The sequence below is a fragment of the Arenibacter sp. ARW7G5Y1 genome (assembly GCF_003201775.1).
Taxonomy (GTDB): domain Bacteria; phylum Bacteroidota; class Bacteroidia; order Flavobacteriales; family Flavobacteriaceae; genus Arenibacter.
Genome location: NZ_QJJZ01000001.1, coordinates 778,045 through 804,032, shown reverse-complemented (window position 1 = coordinate 804,032; position 25,988 = coordinate 778,045). Strand labels below are relative to the sequence as shown.

The following is a 25,988-nucleotide window of genomic DNA, read 5'->3' as shown; positions in this document are numbered from 1 at the left end:
TTCAAATAATAATATTTATTTTGAAACTATTCCACTAGTTTCATCCTTTTTTAAACCAAGGGAACAGTTCTTATAAAAAGCTCCTTATCAACGCAACCATTTATCCAAGTTCTCACTAACAAACCCATCATCGTTCAATTCGGGATACATGGCATATACCCTATCTATTTCCTCTTTCTGACCCGGACTGAGCCTTTCTTTTGGATCAATGGTGTAGTTGCCCTCAAGTAAACCCTGCCTTATCAACACCTCATGAATACCCGCTATGGACCCTTTGAAACCATTCCTGGAATCGAAGAAGGCCGCATTGGCATCTGTTATGCCAATACCCACCGACAAAAGTTCCAATGCTTCAGAAGGAGGTGCATTTTTTATCCTTTCAAAAAGTTCTACTGCTTTTTTGTTCCAAACTGCCCAATGTCCCAACAAGCCACCTACTATTCTTTTCTTAATTACCCCTGCTGCTGTCGGGATTTGGTATTCCGTTAATAAATCCGCCACAATGTTGTCATCATTTCCAGTATACAGGGCTATATCTTTACCTCTTCCGGATTCCACAACACCCCGTACCACATCTAGTGTATTATACCTATTAAATGGTGCCATTTTTATAGCCACAACATTTTCAATCTTAGAAAATTCGCGCCAAAATTCCGTATCCAACACAGCTCCCCCAACCGACGTCTGCAAGTAAAATCCAATTACAGGTATAATTTCTGCAACGGCCCTACAATGTTCTACCAACTCCCTGTTCGATTTACCTTTTAAGGCCGCCAAGCCCAACAATACTGCATGATACCCTAAATCCGATGCTATCTTGGCTTCTTGTACAGCTTGTGCAGTATTGCCCAATACCCCTGCTATCCTAAAAACCGGCTTCCCACTTTTATTAAAAAAGGAATCCATTTCTTCCTTCCCCAATTCCAATACAGGCTGGTACAGCCCAACTTCCCTAATTTCAAATTGACTGGTATGCACCCCAATGGCCAACCCCCCTGACCCGGCATCCAAATAATACCTGGACAAGGCTCGCTGTCTTCGTTCATCCAATTTTAAATCGCGGGTTAAAGCGGTAGGATTGGCGGGTATCGCCAGCCCTCCTTGCAATAATTCTTTCAATTCGTCTGTCAATAAACTACTCAATGTTCCAAATCTTTAATTATTAATACTTACCGTCCCTTACCTCAAAATGGGTTGACTTGCCCAACAAACGTTTGTCAGAACCGATCCAATGGGCAGTCCATTCAATTAGCTGATCCAAACCTACCGAAGAAGTTCCCAACAGTCCTATACTCTTGGAGACATCGACCGATAGGGCCGAATTTGCCTCAACACCTTTTAACTTCACTTCCTTGCCCATTATTTTCCCAAACTTCTTGGCCACTTCGGTCACGGAGATCAATTCGGCCCCACTAATATTCAAATGCGCCGCAGGGGAAGTACAATACTGCAAACTTCTTAGAATCATCTCATTGGCATCTCCTTGCCAGATAACATTGGCATAGCCCATGGTTACATCCAATGTTTCCTGATTGTATACCTTGGAAGCAATATCCACTAATACCCCATACCGCATTTCCACAGCATAATTCAATCGTATAAGCACTACTGGAGTTCCGAACTTTAAACTTCCATATTCGAACAAGCGTTCCCTTCCCAAACAGGATTGTGCGTACTCCCCTACCGGTTCTGGAGTATCGGATTCCTTGGATCCGCCTGAAGTGATATCAACCAAGGGGTAAACACATCCGGTTGAAAACGCCACAATTCTTGATTTTTTGAACTTTTGGGCCACCAATCCAGGTAAGAAGGAATTCATAGCCCAAGTAAAGGATTCGTTGCCCGCAGTGCCAAATTTCATTCCTGCCAAATAAATAACATTCTCCACTTCCGGCAGACTATTTATAAATTCCAGATCCAAAAGATCTCCCTTAATGGTCTCAATGCCACTTTCTTCAAGATAGGACTGTTGCCCCTTATCGCTAAATCTGGAAACCCCAATAATCCGTTTGTCAATACCGGCCATTTTACAGGCCCTTTTGGCCATACGCGCCATGGAAACTCCCATTTTACCGGCAACACCCAATAATATAATATCCCCATCCAGGGTTTTGAACATTTCCACCAACTCCGAAGTAGGCCTGGACAATGCCTCTTCCAGTTCATTTTCGTCCTTAAAATACTTTTGATGCTCCATTACAATTTCTATTTACCGTTTTCCTGAATAATTTTCTTATATATTTCTACAGCTTCCTCCAGTTTATGTACATAGCAGAATTCATCTGTTTGATGGGCCATATGTGCCTCCCCCGGACCCAAGATGATCGTGGGTACATTATTTAGCCAAGGAGTAAGTACGGAGGCATCGGTTAAATAACTAGCTGCCTTTTGTATTTCTGCCGCGTTAAAATCTACATTGCAAACCTGGGCCACCAATTTTACAAAAGAATGATTCTCGGCAGTAGCAATAGCGTCTAAATCGACCATTTTTACCAGGTCCACCTCTGGTCCCAAAGTTTTGTCCAGGATTGCAAAGGCCATCGCATTATCCAATTTCGGGGTTGATCTAACATCAATAGTAAATTCGGCTTTATCAGGTACCGAATTTAAGTTCAATCCGCCTTTAACTGTACCTACATTAATGGTGGGAAACCCCAACAAATTATCTTCCGAAACATCAAATTTCAATTTTTCAATGCTATTTATCGCCCTCGCAGCTTTATAAATTGCATTATCCCCCAATTCTGGCATGGAAGAATGCGCGGTAACCCCGGTAGTTTTTGCATTTATGTACAAACCTCCTTTGTGCCCAATCAGAGGTGCATTGGAAGTAGGCTCACCAACCAGCATAGCGCTTGCACTTCCAATATCATAACCACTCCCACGTAGATGCCTTGCTCCATTGCACCCCAACTCTTCATCTGCCGTAAAAATTAGTTTCACCCCTCCCTTGGGCGGGTCATTATTAAAACACTGTATTGCTGCCATCATCATGGCCGCTATGCCCCCCTTCATATCGGAGGAACCGCGCCCGAACAATTTACCATCAAACACCTTACCCTCAAACGGGTCTGTTTTCCATTCCTTAGCCCCAAGCGGAACAACATCCAAATGTCCCGTAAGTACAATGGGGGCCACTTGCCCAGAAAGACCTTTGGTGGCCACCACATTTAACCGCCCTTCGGAATATTTGGGATAATCCACATCAAACCCATGATCGGCTAGAATGGCACCCACATATCTGGCAACCTCTTCCTCATTGCCCGGAGGGTTTATTGTATTGAATTTTATTAGGTCCCGTGTTAAAGAGATAACATTCATTTACCTATCTGTTATGCTACAAAACTAGATGAGCTTGGCCCGTCCAAAATATAGGACTGAATTCCAAGCACGTTATTTCAAATTTTTTACAATATCCAATTTATCCTTTACCAATCCAACAATTTGATCGGTTGCTACCGGAAAAACTTTTCGTAAATCAATTTCCTCATTGGTCAATAGCTTTGCCTTCAAGGTCTGCATAAAAATATTTTTGATTTCAGTAGCAAGGTTTATTTTACAAATCCCTCTGTCCACCGCCTCCCTAAGACTATCCCCTGGAACACCGGAGCCGCCGTGCAACACCAATGTTGCATTGGTTATTGCTGCGATTTCAGAAAGCCTTGCAAGTTGTAACTCCGGCTCCTTATCATAAAAACCATGGGCAGTACCAATAGCAATGGCCAGGGCATTTACACCTGTGGCATCCACAAATTCCTTGGCCTCCAAAGGCTGGGTAAAACCTCCTTTTTCCTTATCCTGACCCAATTTGGCAATATAACCGAGTTCCGCCTCTACATTGGCACCATACCTTTCGGCCAATTTCACTACTTTACTCGTAACCGCAATATTTTCACTAAAAGACTTTTCACTGGCATCGATCATTACCGAATCAAATCCCGCATCCAAACATTGGGCCACCAAGTCATAGGAGTCCCCATGATCCAAATGCACCCAACCTTCAACTCCGTGATAATCCAACATGGATTTGGCCATTTGAAATGCTACAGGAAGTCCCATATAATCTATAGAACTTCTGGTCAATTGTAAAATAATTGGTTGTTCCTTGGCTTTTGCCGCCAATAAAACACCTTTTAGTGTTTCATAATTATAAAAATTAGTGGCCAGAATCCCCTGTCGTTTACTCCTTAACTCTATAAACTTGTCCTGTAATTTCATTCTTTTGATTCCTGATAATTAAACCTATTCCTTGCAATTTCCATTATCCCGTCTAGATTTTTAAAAGCCCCGGTCCCACCTGCTTTGGTAGTGGAAATGGCACCGATTAAGTTTCCAAATTCTTGACACTCTTCGGGGGAAGCCCCCTTTATAAACTTTGAAATAAAACCCGCATTGAAACTATCGCCCGCGCCAATAGTATCAACCACATCCTTATTCAAAAAAGGATTTTGCCTCACCTCTTTATTATCGTAGTACATAACGGACCCACTACTTCCACATTTGACCACTACATAGTTGCTAATATTTTTAATACTTTCAATGGCCCGATCAACACTCGAAAGCCCAGTCAATTTTTTAAGCTCTACCTCATTGGGAATAAAAACATCCACATAAGGAAGCACCTGGCCCAAATTAAGCTCCCATGTTTCAGCCGGATCCCATTGCACATCCAAGGAAGTGGTAGTTCCCACATTTTTGGCCATTTCAAATAACCTATGGACATTATTTTTAAAACCTGGCTGAAAAAAATAAGAAGAAAAATGAAGGTGTTTGGCCCGTAACAACTGATCTTCATCAATATCATTTAATCCCAAATGCGACATTGCGCCTTGATGTGTTATCATAGCCCTATCCTCGCCATAACTGAGTGCTACCGTGGCACCCGTCTTAAGGTCCCCATCAATCATCAACATTGAAGTATCAACACCGGATCTATTTAGTTTTTCAATTATAAATTGCCCAAAAACATCATTGCCGATCTTACCGATAAACGCTACTTTTAAGCCCAAGGAACTTAAATTACTTGCACATATGGCAGAAGAACTGCCCAAGGTCAAAGTCATGTGATCCGACAAAATTTCCTTTCCAACTACAGGAAAGCCATTGACCTGATTGAAAATCAAATCCACATTGAGCTCCCCCACAACTATGACATCAAATTCCCTAGTCATAAACTATATTTTCGAACATTATTGAATATTTTCCTATATCATTCCTAAATTATCACTATTTCTGTGATTGCATAACGACTACAGGAAAATCTATCTAGAATGTTAATTTTATACCTTTTTTTTGATCTTATAAATTTCAACCCCTTGCACTACTCGATTAATGGAATTATTTACCGAAGGGGAATCAGGCGAAAGACCCAAATCCAGGGATTTGAACAACCCTAAGAGCTGACTGGGAAGCACAGCGCACACAGCAAAAAATTCTTCGGGAATGTTATTGGATTCGGCCACTTCAATGGACAAGTCCAAAGAAATTGATTCTTTATTTTTTATCACCTCACCGATTCCAATCTCGTACAACTTTTCTTTTTGTCGATTTATAGATCTGACCAGGTCGTACTCATAATTGTTTACAAAATCATCATTGGAGAAAAGATACACTACCAAAGTAGATTCATTGATTACCGCTTTAGGCCCATGCCTTAATCCCAGAAAGGAATCGTATTTGCACACTACTTGCCCATCCGATAATTCCTGTACTTTTAAATGGGACTCCCTAGCAATCCCTTTTAAAGCACCTGACCCTAAGAAAACCACCCTGTTAAATTCCAGAGCTGCCACGGCCTTGATCTTTTGGGCATATTTGTTTAGAATAGTTTTTCCATACCTCTCCAATTGTTCCACGTGTTTCCTATTCCGTTCCAAACCCTTAATATCAGACACCAAGATTCCCGCCAAAAGCATAGTGGTAAAGGATGCAGTCATTGCCAAGCCTTTATCATTGGCCCCTGCCGGCATCAACAACACAAAAGAATTATCAAGATCGGCCAAATTGGCAAGCTTACCGGTAGCATTACAAGTGATTATCAAGTGAAAAATTGTGGTACAATATTCATTTGCCAGATCTACGGTCGCAACGCTTTCCGGACTATCGCCGGAACGGGCGAATGACACCATCAATACCGGTTGTTCGGAATCCATTATATAATCCGCGGGATGCGAAATAAAATCAGTTGATGCGATTACCTCGGTAGACCTCCCAAAATTTTTCTGAAACTTTTTATGGAGCACGTCTCCAATAAAAGCCGAAGTACCGGCTCCTGTCAAAATAACCCTCAGATTATCATATACCAGCACTTTATTTAGGAAAGCGGACAATTCCTGTTTCGCAGCAACAACATCTTCATAGGTCCTTTTCCACAAATAAGGTTGACCCATTATTTCGGTGGCCGTATAACTTGGACTTGTCCCGTTTTTATTTTCAATCATACTTTCAATATCAAAATTAATCTTAAAAGAAATCAAATGTAACTAAACTTTTAAGTAAACGAAAGTATTTTTTACGTTTTTATTTATTATTCCTTATTATTTAAAAATTTATTGGATATATTTGTTAAACAAAAATTAGCCGTTTACGAACCTTTATATAGAATTTAAATGAACGGAATTGGTTTACATGAAAACAGAAACTTGTAATCCAATTGAAATTATACACCCCAAGGCTTCTAAAAATTTGTAATTTGCCCTTTGGTCATCATAAAAAATAATACGCAATGAGTTTAATAAAAAAGACTGCCCCAAAAAGCCCAATTGGGCAGGCACCCAAATCCTTTCTAAAGAAACTCGGCCCTGGCATTATTACAGCGGCTTTGGTATTTGGACCTGGAAGCCTTACCATTAACACCAAGCTAGGTGCCAATTATGGCTATTCTTTAATTTGGGTTCTATTGCTATCCATGATCTTAATGACAGCTTTTACCAACATGTCCACCAAAATTGGACTGTACAGTAAGGATTCTTTTATATCGCGTATTAAGACTGAAATCGGCCAGCGGACGGCCTTGCTAGTTGGCCTAGGCATCTTCTTGACCACAGCCTCCTTTCAAGCTGGGAATACCGTTGGAGCCAGCCTGGCTTTTTCCGAGTTGTTTTCCACCCCCATGTGGATTTGGATATTAATATTTACCTCTCTGGCCATATTTCTCTTATTCTTTAAATCTTTTTACAAAATTCTGGAGAAATTGATGATAGGATTGGTGATTCTGATGTTGACGTCCTTTTTACTGACCATAATCATGGTGGCCCCAAATATTCAAGAAATACTTATGGGAATCATCCCATCTGTCCCTGATGGGTCCGAATATTTTATCATAACCCTCACCGCTTCCAGCTTTTCAATAGTTGGAGCCTTTTATCAATCTTATCTTACCCAGGAAAAAGGTGTTGGCATTGCAGATAAGAAAGATAGTTTAAGGGAAAGTAGAACGGGAATCATTATCCTTGGTATGCTTTCTACCTTGGTCATGATTTGTGCCGCATCGGTTCTAAAAAGCAATAATATAGACGTGCTTAGTGCTTCCGACCTAGGCATGGCCTTGGAACCTCTTTTCGGCCCATTTACATCATATGCGTTCATGATCGGTTTTTTTGCGGCGTCCTTTTCATCAATGATCGGCAATGCAACCATAGGGGGCGTAATCTTGGCAGACACTCTGTTCGGTATTAGTAACCTTCGAAAATTGAAAGTTCGTGCCATGATTATATTGGTAATCCTGATAGGTGCCACCATAGCTCACATATTTGGATCGCTTCCTTTGGAACTCATCATTTTCGCACAAGGCATAACCATCATGATAGTACCTATGATTGCGGTTATAATTCTGATTTTTTCAAACGGAAAAAGAATTTCGGAAGGACTCAAAAATAATATGTTCACCACTGCCCTGGGCATTATTGGTATTTCAATTTTGATACTAATGTCCATTTACAGTATCTATTTCCTTTTTTTTAAATAAAAGGAATTAAACCTCAGGGCCTGCCGAAAAAGGCGGGATTAGTTCAACTTGCAATTTTAAGTGTGTCTTACTGACTTCTCAAAATTGAGTTTCCCTAATAAAGTTGGATTATAAATAAGAAAACTAAATGTCACAGTAGACAATTTAATTATAACTATAATATTAAAACCTTCAACGATGAACAAAAAGAGAACAGCCCGAAGCAGAAGAGATTTTGTAAAAACAGGGGTCATCCTTGCAAGCGGAACTCTAATTGGCGGAGTACCCATGAATGCCTTTGGAAATAGTGCCAATAATGATAAAAGCGTACTAAAAGTTGGACTGGTAGGTTGTGGTGGAAGAGGTACAGGGGCTGCCTATGAGGCACTGGGCACTTCTTCCAATGTAAAATTAGTGGCACTTGGCGAAGTTTTTGAAGACAGGCTTATGAGTGCCCATCAAAATTTAAAAAATAGCTTTCCTGATCAGGTAGATATACCCGACACCCGGAGATTTGTTGGATTTGACGCCTATAAAAAAGTTTTGGAACATTGTGATGTTATTATCCTGGCAACACCTCCCCCGTTCCGCCCAATACATTTAGAAGCTGCTGTTGAAGCCGGAAAACATGCTTTTGTGGAAAAACCCTTATTTGTTGACATCCCAGGGTATTTAAAAATAATGGAAACCAACAAGATTGCAAAGCAAAAAAATTTGAGCATCGGTGTTGGACTACAATTGCGTTACGAAAGTGGTTATCAAGAAATGAAGGACAGAATAGATAATGGTGAGATTGGTGACATTACTTCCTTGGACGTTTATTATAATGTAGGTGCTCCCGTGATTTTCCCAAGACAACCGGAACAGTCCGAAATGAATTATCAGATGAGGAATTGGAGGTATTTTACTTGGCTTTGGGGCGGGCAACTGGCAGGGCAGGCAATTCATCAAATAGACCTTATGAATTGGATTATGGACGATTATCCAATTACGGTAAATGGATTAGGTGGGAGGCAGGCGTATTCCGGACCCAATCAAGGAAATACCTTTGACCATCATTACGCAGAATACGAATACCCAAATAAAGTAAAATTACACGTTCAATGTAGAAATATAGACAATAACTGGAACAAGAGTGGATTTCATATTCGGGGAACAAAGGGCTATGCCGATGATAAATCCCAAATATTCAATGCGGCTGGTGAATTAATTTGGAGATATCGCAACAAGGAAGAAACATTAGGGTCTTCCCAAAAATGTCAGTCCAATTTTGTTAACTCAATCATAAACAACAAACCCATAAACCAGGTTGAATACGGTGCAAAATCAACCTTGACCACCATCATGGGCCGAATGTCCATTCACTCAGGTCAAAGGTTTAATATAGATCAAGTCTTGGCTTCCAAAAGAAGTATTCTACCTGAAGCATATACATGGGATGCCAAAATGCCGGATATGCCAGGAAAAGATGGAAATTACACCATCCCCATTCCAGGTAAAACAGAGGTTATTTAAAGATACCCCATTGCCTAATTAACATCACTGCACGAAGTCTATAGACTTCGTGCTCCTTCATAGTGCCCAATTTCGATTTACCCTATAATTTCATTCTTTATCGATCTGGCCAATTCCAAACATAATATCTCCTACCCCTGTGCGAAGTCTCCAGACTTCGCACATCCCGTACACTATACGCTGTTCCCAAGGTACAAAACCATGTTTCCATAGGGCAATTTAAACCAAAATACTATCTTTAAACTTTTAATTGAAACCTAAGTGAAGAACATCATTTTACAAGTAGCTCCACCTATGAAAAACAGCATCGTATTAGCCCTTCTATTACTTATTTGCCATACCTCCTTTTCACAGGATAAAGAAGAAGCCAAAAAGGACAAATGGGATGTCAACACCCCTGCCCTGCCCTTTAAAGATGTTTCCATTACCACTAACGAAGGGTCTTGGATAAGCCTGGATGTAAGTCCGGATGGGAAGCAGATCGTTTTTGATATGCTGGGCGACATCTATACCATGCCCATCAGTGGGGGCAACGCCACTCTGATACGGGGCGGCCATGCCTTTGAAGTGCAACCTAGGTACAGCCCGGACGGAAAACATATCAGCTTTACCAGTGATGCTGGTGGTGGCGACAATATTTGGGTGATGAACACCGACGGTTCCGAAGCCGAACAGATCACCAAGGAGGATTTTAGATTGGTTAACAATGCGGTTTGGTCCGTAGATGGAAACTATATTTTTTGCCGTAAACATTTTACCTCCACCCGCTCCCTAGGTGCGGGCGAAATATGGATGTACCATAAATCTGGCGGTAAGGGTATTCAGCTTACCAAAAAGAAAAACGACCAACAGGATGTTGGGGAACCTTGGGCTTCACCGGATGGCAAATATGTGTACTATAGCGAAGACGTTTATCCTGGTGGGGAATTTCAGTACAATAAGGATCCCAATAGCCAGATTTATGTTATAAACCGTTATAACCTGGAAGATGGGGAAATAGAAAGGGTGACCGGCGGACCTGGAGGAGCCATACGTCCCGTAATTTCTCACAAAGGCGATGTAATGGCCTTTGTAAAAAGGGTAAGGGAAAAAACAGTGCTCTATCTGCACGATCTTAAAACCGGGAGGGAATGGCCTGTTTATGACCAACTCAGCAAGGACCAACAGGAAGCATGGGCCATATTTGGACCTTATACGGGATTCAATTTTACCCCAGATGATAGCGCCATCATTATTTGGGTACAGGGGAAAATCAAAAAAATTGACCTCAATTCCCTGAAAGCTAGTGATATTCCCTTTAAGGCTACGGCAGAACATAAAATTGTGAATGCCCTTAAATTTCAAAACAAGGCAGCTCCGGATACTTTTACCCCGAAAGCCATACGCAATGCGGTTACCTCCCCCGATGGAACAATGCTGGTTTTCCATGCGGCCGGTTACCTGTGGAAGAAATCACTTCCCTATGGCATCCCTGCCCGACTTACCAAGGGAACGGATCTGGAATATGAACCTGCCTTTTCCAAGGACGGAAAATACTTAGTATACGTAACTTGGAACGATGAGCATATGGGGGCCATCCATAGGCTGGACCTATCCTCCAGCAAAAGTAGTCCTATTAAATTAACCCCTGAAAAGGCCATTTATAGAGAACCCAGTTTTTCCCCCATCAACAACAACCATATTGTATACCGCGAAGAAAATGGGAATCAACATCAGGGATATGTAAATACCAAAGAGCCCGGAATCTATCTTATGGAAATAAGTGAATCCAGAAAATCCGGTATCAGTACCAATAAAAAATTAGTGGTAAAGGAAGGTATATTTCCAAGTTTTAATAAAGATGCCAGTCGGATCTACTTTCAAACCGGTGGCTATCTTTTAGGGAACATTACCAAGACCTTGAAATCGGTCAACCTTCAGGGCCAGGAAGTACGGGAAATTGTAAAATCCAAATACGCACAACGGATCATCCCCAGTCCTGATGATAAATGGTTGGCCTTTACAAATTTGTACAAAGTATATATTGCAGCCCTGCCCAAAACAGGCAATACTATTGAACTGGATGGCAATGCCACCAATGTTCCAGTGGCTCAAGTAGCTCGCGATGCCGGCATCAACCTACATTGGTCTTCCAATAGCGACAAACTTTATTGGACCTTGGGCGATGCCTATTTCAATACTGCCATCAACCAGCGGTTTACCTTCTTGGAGGGGGCTCCGGATAGCATTTCGGCGATGGACACTGTAGGCATAAAAATCAACCTCAACCTACCAACCGACAGACCAAAGGGTACCATTGCCCTAAAAGGTGCCAGGCTCATTACTATGAACAATGATAAAGTTATAGAGGACGGTACCATCATCATTAACGGCAATAGAATTACAAACCTTGGTTCCAGCGATGCTGTAAACATCCCTGACGATGCCAAAATTTTTGATGTTCGCGGTAAGACCATAATGCCCGGATTAGTGGATGCACATGCACATCTTAGTCATTTTAGGTATGGATTGAGCGCTCAAAAACACTGGCCCTATTATGCCAATCTAGCCTTTGGTGTAACTACTACCCACGATCCTTCGGCCAATACCGAAGTGGTATTTTCCCAATCGGAAATGGTGAAGGCAGGGACTATGGTGGGACCCCGAATTTTCTCCACAGGAGTTATTTTATATGGTGCGGACGGTGATTTCAAGGCTACAGTGAACAATTTGGAAGATGCTCGTTCCGCTATTCTAAGGACCAAAGCCTTTGGTGCATTTTCCGTAAAAAGCTACAATCAGCCCAGACGTGACCAAAGACAGCAGATCATTAAAGCGGCCCATGAGAAACAGATAGAAGTAGTCCCGGAAGGAGGGTCCACCTTCTTTCACAATATGTCCATGATTCTTGACGGGCATACAGGCATAGAACACAATATACCGGTGGCTCCCATTTACAATGATGTGCTACAATTATGGTCGGCCAGTGAAACTGCCTACACCCCTACCCTGATCGTTAATTACGGCGGATTGAATGGGGAATATTTTTGGTACCAGACCACCAATGTTTGGGAAAACGAAAAGCTTTTAAAATATACCCCAAGAAGTGTGATCGATGCACGTTCCAGGCATCGTACCATGGCGCCTATTAAGGAATATGAAAACGGACATATCCTGGTTGCCAACGCTACCAAAAAATTGGCCGACGCCGGTGTAAAAATAAACCTCGGTGCCCATGGGCAATTGCAAGGTCTTGGTGCGCATTGGGAACTATGGATGTTGGCCCAAGGAGGGATGAGCAATATGGAAGCCTTAAAAGCAGCCACCATTAACGGAGCCTCATACCTTGGAATGGGAGATGAACTGGGTTCCTTGGAAAAGGGAAAATTGGCCGATCTCATCGTATTGGACAAAAATCCATTGGTGGATATTCAAAATTCCAATTCCATAATCTATACCATGATCAATGGACGTCTGTACGATACAGAGACCATGAACGAGATTGGAAACTATGATAAACCTAGAAGCCCTTTCTACTGGGAACTAAGCGATTATGCCCCCGCCTTTGATTGGCACGGGGAAACACATACGGGATGTTCCTGTGAGATAGGGCATTGATTTTGTAAGATTATCGGAGTAATCCGTCCTTGTACGCAACCTTAGTTAAGGACAAGGCTTATAATGTGCAAACTATGGTGTTTTATCTGTATCAGGTTGAAGTTTATAATTTCCTGTTCGTATCAACCATGAATTTCCCCTTATTATAAATAATGGGAACAATAGCGGGTCTTGCTATAAAAGGTCGATCCAAAAGGTCTCCCCGGGGATTGCCGAACATGGGACTCCACCATTGTCCTTCTTTGTCCTTAAAAAAATTGTTATGTCGCCCACCCGTAACTGCTGTATAACGATCGTTATATGGACCATAAATATGGTCTGCCGATGCTATCACCACATCGTAAGAGTAAATATTCGCTTCTTTTTCCGCTTTACTTCCATAGGGAATTCCCATGGTTTATGGTTTATGGTTTATCGAAACTATTTTCCACTGACCACTTCTAACCGCCCTGTTACCCTCATGCTCCCAATAAATTGGTTCTGTTCTGCGAAATGATTTACTTTTAAAAATGGGCATAAGACTTTCTCCTTCCATTGGTTGTATCACATGCCCATTTAATTCTGAGGGATAAGTGGCATTGGTGATTTCTACCAAGGTTGGCATTATGTCTATTATGTGTGATTCATTCTGAATAACTTGGCCATTTTTAAATTTGGAAATCCCCTTGGGCCAATGAACAATTAGAGGAGTGGAAATACCTCCTTCATGCGTAAAATGTTTATATCTTCTAAAAGGAATATTGGAATAAGTAGCCCATGACTGGCCTTGATAAACCTTAGAATCAACAGTTCCCGATATTTCTTTACCACTATATTTTCCAAAGGGGCCTTGCTCTGGGTTAGCTCCATTATCTGACATAAATACAATCAGTGTATTTTCAAATTGACCTCTTTCTTTCAATCCCTTAATTAGTGTGCCTACCGCTACATCCATACGATCCAAATACCCCATTCCTGCTTGATGCGGATATAAACCTGTTAAAAGTGATGCTCGGGATGGTGAACAACGTGCGGTATTATAAAACTGGGCAAAACGTAAACCATTTCAGCTAATGAATCCAGATTTGGGGTTTCTATAATTGGGCTACCATAACATCCCAATTCGGCAAACCCCATATCATCTACCAAAATAAGAACTATGTTGGGCCGTTTAACAGTTTGACCAATGCATGACAACGCAAATACCAAGGTAAACAGAGTAATGAATTTAGTAGTCATTATATAGTTTTTTAATTTAAGAATTTAGTCCTACACACTTTATTCACCAACATTAAAAACAAATGTGGTGAGCGATTTACCCAGGACCTGTATTTTACCTTTACCAAATTGACCGTTGGGTATTTTACTAAGATTGTGAGATTCACTGGTAACATACCTCTCTATTTTGGTATTGGGCGGTAAGGGCACATTCAATTTTATATCCGTTACGGCATCACTTTGATTTATTGCAACCAGCACCAAACTATCATCGGTATTTTTATAGGCGGATAGCAGCACCCCGTTCTTTAGGTTTTCCTCTGTATTATAGTTATCATAGGCAACAGACACCCTTTTGGCTCCCGGCCTGATAAACCTGGAATAATTACCCAAGGCCCATAACAATTTGGAGTCGTAAAAATCTCTGTCATTAGTCTCCTTATCCACATAGATAAGTCCGTCCTTAAAATCGTAGGGACTCATAGCCAACCACCAATGCCAGGCACTCGCATTGGCAATGGTTAGATCGGCATGGATAAGACGGGCCACATAAAGTGCCGTCTTCATCCCTAAATCCCTCCCTTTTCCCTTAATCTCCTCATTGTTCTCCAAAATACAATATTCGCTCATCCAATATTCCAGGGAAGGATATTCCTCCAGTTTTTTGGCTATTCGCTCCCTTTCCTTTTTAAGTTTTGAAATGTCCCAGGTAGTAAAATAACTATGTGCCGCTATCTTTAGCGCTACGGATCTTAAATTCCCCAGATAATTGGGACTGACAGGATTAAAAAATGTTTCAATCTGATTGCTCCTATTGTGGTACTTTTCTTTTTCACCTGTTAAATAGTCGATTTGACCGGCTTCAGTGATTTCTATCTTTGAATTGAGGTTTGCAGTGACAAAAATCGAATCTATTACCCTAGTGGCATTCGCCAATTCATCATTGTTCCAGGGCGAACCTTCCTGCCCACCTTTCCATTCCCACTGGGGCTCGTTGAAAGGACTTATGTAATCAAAATCAATGGCAAGACTATCCCTAAAATGGTGAAGAAAATTTGCTAGGAACACCCCATAATCCACATACCTGTCATAGGATAGATTAGCCGCCAATCCGTCCTTGGAATGTGCCTTGTTGTTTCTGGTCATTTGTATGGGCGGACTATTCACAAACGCTATGAACTGATTTACCCCTCTTTCTTTTGCTGCCTGAAGAAACCATTGTTGCCCCGCCTGTTGGTGCCAATCATAATTTGCATTATCCTGTAAAAAGCCTTCAGCCCTTCTCCAAGGATCCTTAATCCCACTTTCTTCACCTTGGGCCTCACTTCCTGCCCCAATATTAAAACGCCAGGCGGACAGTCCTATTCCTCTTGGGGAACCATCCGTATTGTTTTCCAAACTAAACAACCAATCGGCCATTAGGTTCTTTTTATCATCTGGCCATAAGCCCGTAAACTGGGCCGCCCATGCGTCGGAAGCTGCAAAGTTATGTATGGTCTGATATTCCTTATCTGTGGAAATGTTCACCTTGACCATCTCCCTTTCCTGTGAAAAAGCAAAATGGCAGGTAAGGACAGCAAAAACAATATTGAATTTTATTTTAAAATATTTAGAGAATGGCCCAACCGGTAATAATTTCCAATTCTTGATCATACCTGTATCTACGATTATTTAAATTGAAATTCCTTGGAAGGCGTTCTACTTTTATTTAATTCCCCAATGAGTCCCTTGGCCTTTTTGGGGTAGTCCTTTATGACATTTCTGGTTTCACCGGGATCTTCTTTTAAGTTGTACAGCTCATAATCTCCATCATCATTTACATTATATCTAATTAATTTCCAATTCCCGGCCAATAAAGCTTGTCTCCCGCCACGTTCATGAAATTCCCAATACAAATAATCGTGATTCTTTTGGTTCTTTTTACCCAGTAACGTAGGCAAAAATGATATTCCATCTATTTCCGATTCCACTTTTATATCCAAAAGGTCGGCCATGGTAGGCAAGACATCCCAAAAAGCGGAAATATGGTCCGATTTCGTGTTTTTTTTAATTTTATCGGGCCAACTGGCAATCATAGGCACACGAATTCCACCCTCGTACAAATCTCTCTTGTAACCCCTATAAATGCTATTGCTATCAAAATAATCAGGGTCGGCACCCCCTTCTTTATGTGGTCCGTTATCCGAGGTAAAAATAATTATGGTATTATCGGACAAGCCAAGCTCCCCAACCTTCTGCATAATTTCCCCCACCTGATCATCCAGTACATTTATCATGGCTACAAAGGCAGCATGTGGATATTCTTGGGATGCGTAGGGGCCTTTTCTATATTTGGGACCATCGTCAACTCCCTTGTACGGACTCTCCGGCTCCAAGGTTCCCTTATACTTATCCATATAGTGGCTAGGTGCCACAAGTTCTGCATGCGGCATGATAGACGGATAATAAAGAAAAAAGGGGTTGTCTTTATTTCTATCAATAAAGTCGAGCGCTTTTTTATGGATCAAACTGGGAGCATACTCTGCAGTAGCTTTGCCCTTATTCCCTTCTAAAACAACTTTTTTACCATCGTCCCATAAAAAATAGGGGTAGTAATTATGTGCCAAGGATTGATTGATATAGCCGTAAAAATGGTCAAAACCTTGATTTAAGGGATCCCCTTCAGTGGTAGCATATCCCATACCCCATTTCCCAAAAGCACCTGTGGTATAACCTTTTTCTTTTAAGACCTCCGCCAATGTTACACTTTCAGCAGGCAACGGCACTGCTTTATTACCTCTAATTGGTGTATGTCCCGTATGCTGCCCAGTCATCAACGAAGATCGGGACGGGGCACAGACCGTTGACCCTGCATAATGTTGGGTAAAAATCATACCTTGTTCTGCCAACTTATCAATGTTTGGTGTTGAAAATTTCTTTTGTCCAAAACAACTTAAATCGCCATACCCAAGATCATCCGCAAGAATGTAGATAATGTTGGGCTTCTGGCTATCACCAACAATTTTTCCAGCGTTTTGCGCACTGCCGTAAAGGGTGAACAGTAGAATAAGAAATTGGGTAAGAACTTTTTTTCGGATAGTCGTAAAACACTTCATGATTTTTAGAACTAATTTGATTATTAAAAAAACTGCAAGGATTAATGTAACCTTACTACTTCCCATTATCCAGGACCTCGGTATTAGGTAGGTTCTGTAAGTAGTTATCTACCCTATTAAGATAGGTTTTGTAATTCTTATCTATCTGTTTTTGCCCATACAATTCCCCTACACCCATTTTTCCCTGTTTTATAAGTAAGCTCCTGGCAAAGAGTCTTGTTTTTTCATCCTGGCTTTCAGTGGCCAGGCTTATAAGCTCATTTTCTATAGGAGTTGTTTTGTCCCATAAATTCTCTAAAGATGATATGGCGAAACCCATAGGTTTGAATTTGGACAATAGAAACCTCAAGCCTCTCTCTTCTTCTCCCATCCTTACCAATATTTCGGCTGCTAAAGCTGAAACGTCTTCATCTTCATTAGGATCCAATAAAGGCCTAATTTCTTTTGGAATAGCTTTTAATTTACCTCTTTGCGCCAAATGGGCCAAGCCGGAAATACCCCAAAAGCGAAAGGAGGACTTATCGCTTTTTAGGTTGTCCAAAAATATAGGCAAATCTTCCATTTTGCCATCGGATGCCTTTTCCGCCAAGGAAATTAAGTCGGACAAAGGATAATTGATTTCCCTAGCCCAACTGTAAAAGTCCTTTCCCTGTTGAGTTAGGGCAGTACGTTCCTCCCAAGAAAGGAAACCTAGATCTTTTACCTGTCTTATATATCTATTATTTGCCTCCCTTAATTCCGCCAATTTGGTCTGGTAAGCAGGCTCGGCGGCAAGGTTATTTTGCTCCCATGGATCACTCTTTAAATTATACAGTGCTTCCGTGGGATGAGGCTCGTAATAAGAATTGTGTGAGGTTGATGTATTACCGGCCATATAGCTTTTATCCCAAGCCAATTGGGCCGGCATTTGCCATTGAAAACTCTGGGTTAGGGCATGTATTTTGTGGGGCGTGTAATTTCTAATGTAGTGGTATTCGCCATCGTGTACGCCCCGAGAGGGATCAAAATGCATTTCAGTATTGGTCCGAAAGGTATAAACGTATTCCCGGGCTTCTTCGGTATATTTGCCCATAAATGGCTTACCCGTTACATAATTTGGTGGCTTAACTCCGGCCAAACTAAGAACTGTGGGGATAAAATCATCAAAACTCACCATCCTATCAGATCGCCCTCCTATAGCCACGGGCAATTGATTTTTATATCTTTCAGGCGCATAAACGATCATTGGCACTCGATGTCCCGTATCATATGGAAAGGCCTTTCCCCTTGGCAAACACCCTCCATGATCTGAAAAAAAGAAAATGATGGTATTTTCCAAAAGCTTACGCTCTTTTAAATCATCCAAAAATACGCCTACCCACTCATCAATATTCTGAACGCCCTCCAGGTGTAGCGCATAATCCGCCCTTATTTCGGGAAGATCTGGCACATGGGGAGGCAAAATCACGTTGCCGGGATCTACCTCACATTTTAAACGTCGGTCAATGGTAATGGTTGTCATTCTGCTCATATGGGTAGAGACGTTATTGAATTGCCCAAAGAAGGGCTTTGCGGCCCTGGTAGGGTCATTATAGCTAGCATTGTCCCCATTCATACTCCAAACGGTCTTTAAAATTTCTTTGGTTTTCTTACCAGTTATATTGTAATCCATTTTACCCTTGTTTACGGTAAAATAACCCGCATCTGTCAATTTTTTTACCAAAAAATAGGGTTCTTTTTGGATATGGCCTTCTCGGTGGATATCATTGCCATACACGGTAGCCTGGGTTCCACTGATAAGTGTAGACCTAGCAGGGGAACAATACGGGGCATTGGCAAAAGCATTGTTAAATACTACCCCATTTTTAGCCAACCAATCTAAATTTGGAGTCTTGATACTCGTGTTTCCATAGGCAGGAAAAAGATATGGAGAAGTATCCTCTATCACTAAAAAAAGAACATTGGGTTTTGCCTTTCCTTGGGGATAGGAATTAGAGGTCATCCCTATAAGGATTAACAGAACCATTAAATCTTTTAGGGTAAATATTTTATTAAGTTTCATTGTGCATACTTTTTGAAAACGATTTTAGTATTAATTTCCATTTACTAGTTCCAATATTACCATTGAAATTATGTAAAAACCTTGAACATTCAACCTTTTGTAAAACATAAAAGGGCTTCAAAACATAGGAGCCCTTTTTTGCAATAAAAAATTAACTAATCAACTACTAACTATTTTTATTCGACATTCAAATAAGTGCCTTGATCAAAGGTAAACACTTCTGAAGGCGTCCTGGCCTGTTCAAAAATATTTTTCATTTCCTCTACCACCTTCGGATAATCTTGTGCAAGATTATTCTCCTCGCCCAGATCGGCATCAAGGTCATAAAGCTCTATTGGCGCATCCGATGGACTAAATACATTGTACTTAACGGCCTTCCAATTACCTTTTCGGATTGCTTGTCGACCGCCTTTCTCATGAAATTCCCAATACAGGTATTCATGTTCTTTTTGATCCTTATCGTTACCCAATAGGGTAGGCAAAAAAGAAACACCATCCAAGGAAGGCGGAACCTCCATATTCACAATATTTGAAAACGTAGGAAATACATCCCAAAATGCAGAAACGTGATCGGTTCTGGTATTAGGTTCTACGTGCCCTGGCCATTTCACAATTAAAGGGACCCTTATACCTCCTTCATAAAGGTCTCTCTTGGTGCCCTTAAAGGGGCCATTGCTATTAAAGTAATCGGGGTCGGCACCTCCTTCAGTGTGCGGACCATTGTCCGAGGTAAATATTACAATGGTATTTTCGGCTATGCCAAGCTTTTCCAATTTGGCCATGATCTCCCCTACTTGCTTATCCAATATGTGAACCATAGACACAAAGGCAGCGTGGGTTTCTTTCTGTGATTCATAGGGGCCATTCCTGTACTCCGGTCCGTCATCCACACCTTTATAAGCTTTTTCTGGAGGAAATTTACCTCTATAAGTTTCTAAGATTTCCTCTGGCGCCGCAAGTTCTGCATGTGGAATAATCGATGCCACATAAAGAAAAAATGGATTTTCCTTATTAAATTCTATAAAATCCAAGGTCTTTTCATGAATCAATTGCGGAGCATAAATACCTTTCCCTTTTCCCGAATTTTCCTCCAATACCAAGGAATCACTATTGGCCCACAAATGGCGCGGATAATAATTATGTCCCAAGCGCTGGCAATTATATCCAAAAAAAGTATCAAAACCTTGATTCAAGGGATCCCCTTCAGAACCTGGATAACCAAGTCCCCATTTACCAAATGCACCAGTAACATAGCCCGCTTTTTTCATTGCCTCTGCCAAGGTAAAGGTATTGTCAGGGATCGGGTATTGCCCTTCCGGCTGTATTTCCTTATTGCCGCGCACAAAAGTATGACCTGTATGCATACCTGTCAACAATGCCGATCTGGAAGGTGCACAAACCGTACTACCAGAATAATGCTGGGTAAATAGCATGCCCTCCCTGGCCAACTTATCTATATTGGGAGTTGTGAACTTCTGCTGCCCATAGGCACTTAGATCACCATAGCCCAGATCATCGGCCAATATGTATATGATGTTTGGTTTGGCAACCATTTCCTGAATGCTATCTTTTTTGGACACCCCTGTTCTCTGCCCCTTATTTCTACAAGAGTACATTCCGAAAATCAAGAGGAAAAGAGTTACAAAATAAGAGAATTGTCTTATCATAAGAATCATGTGAAATAAGACCATGGAACAAAAAATATATGTCCCATGGCTGTAAAATTTTTAATGCATTACCTGTATCCGTTGTTCGTAGGATCCGACTCCAATAAATTTGGGTTCAATTCCAACTGATTTTGCGGAATGGGCAATAAAACGTGATAAGGCTGAATGTTGGCAGCAGGATTGTTCCATGAACGATGTTCAACAGATTTTACCCTGTCCAATAAAATACCCCAGCGAATAAGATCCATACGGCGATGGCCTTCGGCACTTAGTTCAAACCTTCGCTCGTCGTACATGGCCTCCCTAAATTGCACTTGCGACATACCGCTCCAAGGTTGATCTGGCTCAAAAGCGCGTTCCCTAACCTTATTTACATAGGCATAGGCATTACCAGGACCATTTGCCTCGTTTTCGGCTTCAGCCGCCATTAAATAAACATCCGCCAAACGAAATACGATATAGTTTTCGGGGTGATTGCCACGTAACGAATTTTCTTGGTCCAAATTCCAATTTTTACGAAAGTATGGGAACGACAATTTCCAGCCTAAATATTCGGTTACAATGGTGGCATCATAACGTAAATCGCCATCCTGCCAATTTTCTTGTAAAGAAAACTCTGGCAAAGGTACCGACCAACCATAACCGGTCATATCTTCATTTCTTGTTCGCAACAGGCCTTGAAATATATTCACCTTGGACCCAGAGACCCCGTCTACTACAGTATCTTTATTTCGGTTGGCTGGTTCATCCCTGATACGGGGGTTGTAGTCATCCGTTCTTGTGGTAGATAATTCCCCAACCAAATCGGCCTCAAAATCAATAACAAAAATATATTCGTTGTTGTATTGGGCGCTTGGATCGGATTGGTCGAACACATCGGCGTAATCATCCAAAAGCACATGTGGACTTTGATCAATTACTATATCACATTCTATCTTTGCCAATCCCCACTCTTTATCAAAAAGATGATATTTGGCCTTAAGGGTTGCTGCTGCCCACTTTGTGGCCCTACCCAAATTACTTCCGGAATAGGAACTGGGCAATAGGTCAAAAGCCTTTGCCAAATCTATTTTCATGGCACTTCTAATTTCCGCTTTTGCCGTTCTCCCCAGCAGAGATCTTTCGGGAACCGGCAATTGTTCGGTGTAAAACGGAACGTCGCCCCAAAGATTGGTCAAATGATAATAGGCCAATGCCCTTAGAAAGATCAGCTCCCCCACTCTTTGATCCCTTGCTTCTTGCGATAAACTTTCATTTCCTTCAATATTGGAGATGAACTCGGTAGTATTGTTTATCACACGATAAAGTTGGATCCAAGTACCATTACCATCTGCTGTACCTTCTTGAATGAGATAATTGTGTATCTCGTTGTTCACGTTTCTATTGGCGGCCTGTATATCGGCACCACTTGTGTAATAATTGTCCAGCCCACGTTGTCCGTAAAGGTTGTTATTGTGAAATAGGCGGTAAACACCGTTTACAGCAAGTTCAGCTTCTTTATCATTGGTAAAAAAAGCATCCGGTGTAATCTCGTCCCTTAAATCTTCTTCCAGAAACTTGTCACATGAGCTCAAAACCAGTAAGCCCACAAGTAGCATCAAAAATTTGCTTGTTATTATAGTTTTCATATCTGTTTTTTTTTAAAATTCTAGTTTTACACCTAGGGTTATCGTCTTGGCATATGGATATTGGCCTGAAGCAAAACCTTGGGAAACAGAACCTAGTCCGCTACCTGCAGTAAAAGCATTCACTTCCGGATCACCCAAAGTAAAGTCGGACCAAAGGAAAAGGTTTGTTCCGGTTACATATACATTCATTGAGCTGAATACATTTCCGAGTCCTTTTGATTCCATAGGAATATCATAATTTAAGGTCATCGTTTTCAATCTCAAATAAGAACCATCCTCTATGTTCAAATCACTATTTACGTTAAATAGACTATTGGATGGACCAGCCCTTGGAATATCGGAAGTTTCATTTACCCCGGCTATCCAACGTTGCAATACGATAGGATCCACATTTTGTTCCCCCCTACCATAGTAGGCAGTCTGGGTTCGCACATTCCAGATTTCGGCACCATAACTACCGTGAAAAAATACATCCAATGAAAGGTTTTTATACTTGAAGGTATTTCTAAAACCTCCATAAAAATCAGGAACCGGACTACCCAACACCTGAAAATCCTCATCATTGATATTGGTATCCCCATTTACATCTTCATATCTAGGGCCTCCAATAAACGAGCGGCCCGCCCTTCCATCTGCAGTAATTTCCTCAGCTGTCTTATAGGTTCCTAAGTACTTGGCGCCTACAAAGGTTGGCAGTGCCTCCCCAACAATCAACCTAGCTGAATTACCTCCTTGGTTACCAGTAGATTGTAAAGAAATATACTCTTGATCATCCAACTCCAATATCTCACTTTTGTTAGAGGATATACTTAGGTTGGACTCCCATGAAAAGTTATCGTTCTGTATGTTGATGGTATTTAGACCAAACTCAAAGCCTCTGTTTTCTACTGAGCCCAAGTTCTGTAATTGGGTGGTTGAATTGGCTCCTACCTGGCCCGACAAGGCCACTGATAAAAGTAAATCATCTGTTGTCTTTTTATAATAATCCGCCTCAAAGGAAATCCTATTGTTCAAAAAGCCCAATTCTAGACCTAAGTCCATCTGTTTGGTTGTTTCCCAAGTTAAACCACTACTGGGAACCTGCCCAACAAGCACCCCATTTACCGAAGAACCATTAAATACCGTTGTGGTATTGGCATAGGTTGCAATAGAATTGTAGGCAGCAACACCTTGTTCCCCAACTATACCATAACTACCTCTTATTTTAAACCTGTTGATTACATTGGAATCTGCCATAAACTCTTCCTCATCAACGTTCCAAGCGGCACCTACAGAAGGAAAAAAGGCATATTTATTACCTGTCTCAAATACAGAAGACCCGTCATATCTGCCTACCAAAGTAAGAAGGTATTTACTTTTGTAGCCATAGTTGACACGACCAAGAAAGGAAGTAAGGGTTCGTTGGCCATAACCGGAACCAACTTTTGCCGTTTCCGAATCACCAAGTGCAAGGTTATTGAACGATACTACATCATTTGGAAAATTATCGGCTTCTGAAAATGTACTTTCGTTACTATCTTTCTGCCAGGTAAAACCTCCTAAAATCTTCAAGGAATGATCATTTAAATCCAAGTTATAATTAAGCGTATTCTCATTCAAAATACTTTTAGAGAAATTGGTGTTTATTCTACCGAACCCACCATTTACACGTTCGGGAAGAATCCCGGGCAAGTAGTTGTTCTGCTTCACATAATTTAACTGTGCCCCAAAAGTAGATTTAAACGAAAGATTTTTTGCCAATTCATACTCTGCATAGGCATTCGTTATGATTTGGGTAACCAAGTCGTGATCCACTCTATGTTGTATATCCGCTTCCGGGTTTCGCTCCAGACCGGCACTTATAGGGTTTTCAAAAGAGAAACTTCCATCTTCCAAATAAATAGGTCTTATTGGCAAAACACTGGAAACAATATTGCCATAATTCACTTTATTGTTCTCTATCTTATAATGCGTTATGTTTGTTCTAATGCCGGTCTTAAACCTATCGGAAACCTTAACATCAAGATTGGTTCTGAAATTCACCCTTTCCAAACCAGATCCCCTTAGCAATCCTTTTTGATTAAAGTAATTTCCAGAAATAAAATAATTGGCGTTTTCAGAATTTCCCGTTATGGACACATCCGTATTCGAGATGGAACCAGGTTGCTCTACCAAATCCAACCAATCTGTGGTGGTTGTATTTTCCGGATCCAAAACCAATGGCAGGGTAGTGTCCGTAAACCCAAAACCGTCTGGCCCGGGCACAAACTGATAGGATTCGTTTTTGTAATCAATAAAATCCCTACCGCCTAGGATATTGATGCGGTTGGCCGTTTCCTGTATACTTTGATAATGATTAATGGCAATTACTGGCTTACCAGGAGCCATTCCCTTACCATTTTTGGTCGTAATCAATATTACCCCAGAAGCACCCCTCGTTCCGTATATGGAAAGAGCAGTGGCATCCTTTAAAATTTCAATCGATGCTATATCATTGACATTGATAGTATTAAGATTAAAACCTGTCCCTGCAATAAAACCGTCTATTACGTACAATGGATCATTATTTCCATTGATGGAGCTGTTACCCCTAATACGAATGGTGGAACCCGTACCAGGTGATCCGTTATTGGAAGTAACCTCTACCCCTGTAGCTCTACCTTGTAAGGCTTGATCTACCCTTGCCACCGGTTGGTTTTCCAAAACATCCGATTTAATACTTGATACCGAAGAAACCAAGTCTTTCTTGGAAGAGGTACCATATCCAATGACCACTACCTCATCCAATAGGGAAACATCTTCCTGCAACACCACGTTAATTGTAGTTGCTTTTCCCACTTGAACATTTTGAGCTAAAAAACCCAAATAACTAAATTCCAAAACAGCTCCTTCCGCTGCATTTATCGAATAATTTCCATCAAAATCCGCAACAGTCCCGTTCGCTGTCCCCTGAACTATAACGTTCACCCCGGGAAGGGGCTGACCAGATTCATCGGTAACCGTTCCGCTTATAATTTGCTGAGCCTGTAGCGATACAATACTGAAAAACAGCAGTAGCAATAATATTCTTTTTAAATTCATATTGGTGTTTGTTGGTTAATATTAAATCCGATCATTCCACAACAATCGGGATTATGTAAATGTATAGGGTGCTCTAAGATTATAAATCCCAAATAGGTGCAATTATGTTGCATGCGCTTGTTTTAAAGGCTTAAATAGCTTAATTATGCAACATAATTACCCTAATATTTAGACATAAGGTTCCCCTGTACTCCTTATTAGACCCGTACATTTATTATCTATCGAATACGAATTATACAATTC

At 41.1% G+C, this 25,988-nt stretch carries 18 protein-coding genes; 3 read left to right on the top strand and 15 right to left on the bottom strand.

The features are described 5' to 3' along the window. Positions 1-87: 87 nt before the first annotated feature. The 6 genes from C7972_RS03235 to C7972_RS03210 all read right to left on the bottom strand — a co-directional run bounded on the left by C7972_RS03235 (position 88) and on the right by C7972_RS03210 (position 6,440). Positions 88-1,143: a dihydrodipicolinate synthase family protein gene (locus C7972_RS03235; protein WP_110354739.1), complete on the bottom strand. Its 1,056-nt coding sequence runs from the start codon at positions 1,141-1,143 to the stop codon at positions 88-90. Positions 1,144-1,162: 19 nt separating this feature from the next. Next, the gene (locus tag C7972_RS03230) at positions 1,163-2,197 is read right to left on the bottom strand and encodes an NAD(P)-dependent oxidoreductase (RefSeq protein WP_110354738.1); all 1,035 of its coding nucleotides are present in this window, start codon (positions 2,195-2,197) and stop codon (positions 1,163-1,165) included. An 8-nt stretch (positions 2,198-2,205) separates the two neighbouring features. Beyond that, a complete protein-coding gene (locus C7972_RS03225) occupies positions 2,206-3,321 on the bottom strand; it encodes a M20 family metallopeptidase (protein WP_110354737.1) in 1,116 nt (371 codons plus the stop codon). Positions 3,322-3,393: 72 nt separating this feature from the next. Continuing rightward, the gene (locus C7972_RS03220) at positions 3,394-4,218 is read right to left on the bottom strand and encodes a class II fructose-bisphosphate aldolase (protein ID WP_110354736.1); all 825 of its coding nucleotides are present in this window, start codon (positions 4,216-4,218) and stop codon (positions 3,394-3,396) included. Next, positions 4,215-5,171, bottom strand: coding sequence for a carbohydrate kinase family protein (locus tag C7972_RS03215; RefSeq protein ID WP_110354735.1), 957 nt, complete (start codon positions 5,169-5,171; stop codon positions 4,215-4,217). Before C7972_RS03215 ends, C7972_RS03220 begins: the two co-directional genes overlap by 4 nt. 108 nt (positions 5,172-5,279) lie before the next feature. Continuing rightward, positions 5,280-6,440, bottom strand: coding sequence for an SIS domain-containing protein (locus C7972_RS03210; protein ID WP_110354734.1), 1,161 nt, complete (start codon positions 6,438-6,440; stop codon positions 5,280-5,282). A gap of 284 nt (positions 6,441-6,724) precedes the next feature. Between C7972_RS03210 and C7972_RS03205 the strand changes: the two genes are divergently transcribed. The 3 genes from C7972_RS03205 to C7972_RS03195 all read left to right on the top strand — a co-directional run bounded on the left by C7972_RS03205 (position 6,725) and on the right by C7972_RS03195 (position 13,057). After that, positions 6,725-7,966, top strand: a complete 1,242-nt coding sequence (locus tag C7972_RS03205) for an Nramp family divalent metal transporter (protein ID WP_110354733.1) — start codon at positions 6,725-6,727, stop codon at positions 7,964-7,966. A gap of 177 nt (positions 7,967-8,143) precedes the next feature. Then, positions 8,144-9,460, top strand: coding sequence for a Gfo/Idh/MocA family protein (locus tag C7972_RS03200; RefSeq protein WP_110354732.1), 1,317 nt, complete (start codon positions 8,144-8,146; stop codon positions 9,458-9,460). 261 nt (positions 9,461-9,721) lie between these two features. Then, positions 9,722-13,057: an amidohydrolase family protein gene (locus C7972_RS03195; RefSeq protein WP_309148907.1), complete on the top strand. Its 3,336-nt coding sequence runs from the start codon at positions 9,722-9,724 to the stop codon at positions 13,055-13,057. A gap of 103 nt (positions 13,058-13,160) precedes the next feature. Here the strand turns inward: C7972_RS03195 and C7972_RS03190 are convergent, their stop codons facing one another. The 9 genes from C7972_RS03190 to C7972_RS03155 all read right to left on the bottom strand — a co-directional run bounded on the left by C7972_RS03190 (position 13,161) and on the right by C7972_RS03155 (position 25,745). Further along, positions 13,161-13,451 (bottom strand): hypothetical protein, encoded by a 291-nt coding sequence (locus C7972_RS03190; RefSeq protein WP_110354730.1) that lies wholly within the window; start codon positions 13,449-13,451, stop codon positions 13,161-13,163. A gap of 3 nt (positions 13,452-13,454) precedes the next feature. Next, positions 13,455-14,009: a sulfatase-like hydrolase/transferase gene (locus tag C7972_RS03185; protein WP_220020854.1), complete on the bottom strand. Its 555-nt coding sequence runs from the start codon at positions 14,007-14,009 to the stop codon at positions 13,455-13,457. A 26-nt stretch (positions 14,010-14,035) separates the two neighbouring features. Beyond that, positions 14,036-14,275 carry a sulfatase-like hydrolase/transferase gene (locus tag C7972_RS24045; RefSeq protein WP_220020853.1) on the bottom strand — a complete coding sequence of 80 codons (240 nt, stop codon included), beginning with the start codon at positions 14,273-14,275 and terminating at the stop codon, positions 14,036-14,038. 39 nt (positions 14,276-14,314) lie between these two features. Then, positions 14,315-15,907 (bottom strand): glycoside hydrolase, encoded by a 1,593-nt coding sequence (locus C7972_RS03180; RefSeq protein ID WP_110354729.1) that lies wholly within the window; start codon positions 15,905-15,907, stop codon positions 14,315-14,317. Positions 15,908-15,921: 14 nt separating this feature from the next. Beyond that, a complete protein-coding gene (locus C7972_RS03175) occupies positions 15,922-17,349 on the bottom strand; it encodes an arylsulfatase (protein ID WP_110354819.1) in 1,428 nt (475 codons plus the stop codon). Between the two features lie 55 nt (positions 17,350-17,404). Then, positions 17,405-19,390 (bottom strand): sulfatase, encoded by a 1,986-nt coding sequence (locus C7972_RS03170; RefSeq protein ID WP_110354728.1) that lies wholly within the window; start codon positions 19,388-19,390, stop codon positions 17,405-17,407. A gap of 176 nt (positions 19,391-19,566) precedes the next feature. After that, entirely contained in the window at positions 19,567-21,057 is a 1,491-nt protein-coding gene (locus C7972_RS03165; protein ID WP_258364758.1) for an arylsulfatase, read from the bottom strand. Positions 21,058-21,125: 68 nt separating this feature from the next. Further along, positions 21,126-22,685, bottom strand: a complete 1,560-nt coding sequence (locus C7972_RS03160) for a RagB/SusD family nutrient uptake outer membrane protein (protein WP_110354726.1) — start codon at positions 22,683-22,685, stop codon at positions 21,126-21,128. 12 nt (positions 22,686-22,697) lie between these two features. Beyond that, positions 22,698-25,745, bottom strand: a complete 3,048-nt coding sequence (locus C7972_RS03155) for a TonB-dependent receptor (RefSeq protein ID WP_110354725.1) — start codon at positions 25,743-25,745, stop codon at positions 22,698-22,700. Between the last annotated feature and the right edge of the window lie 243 nt (positions 25,746-25,988).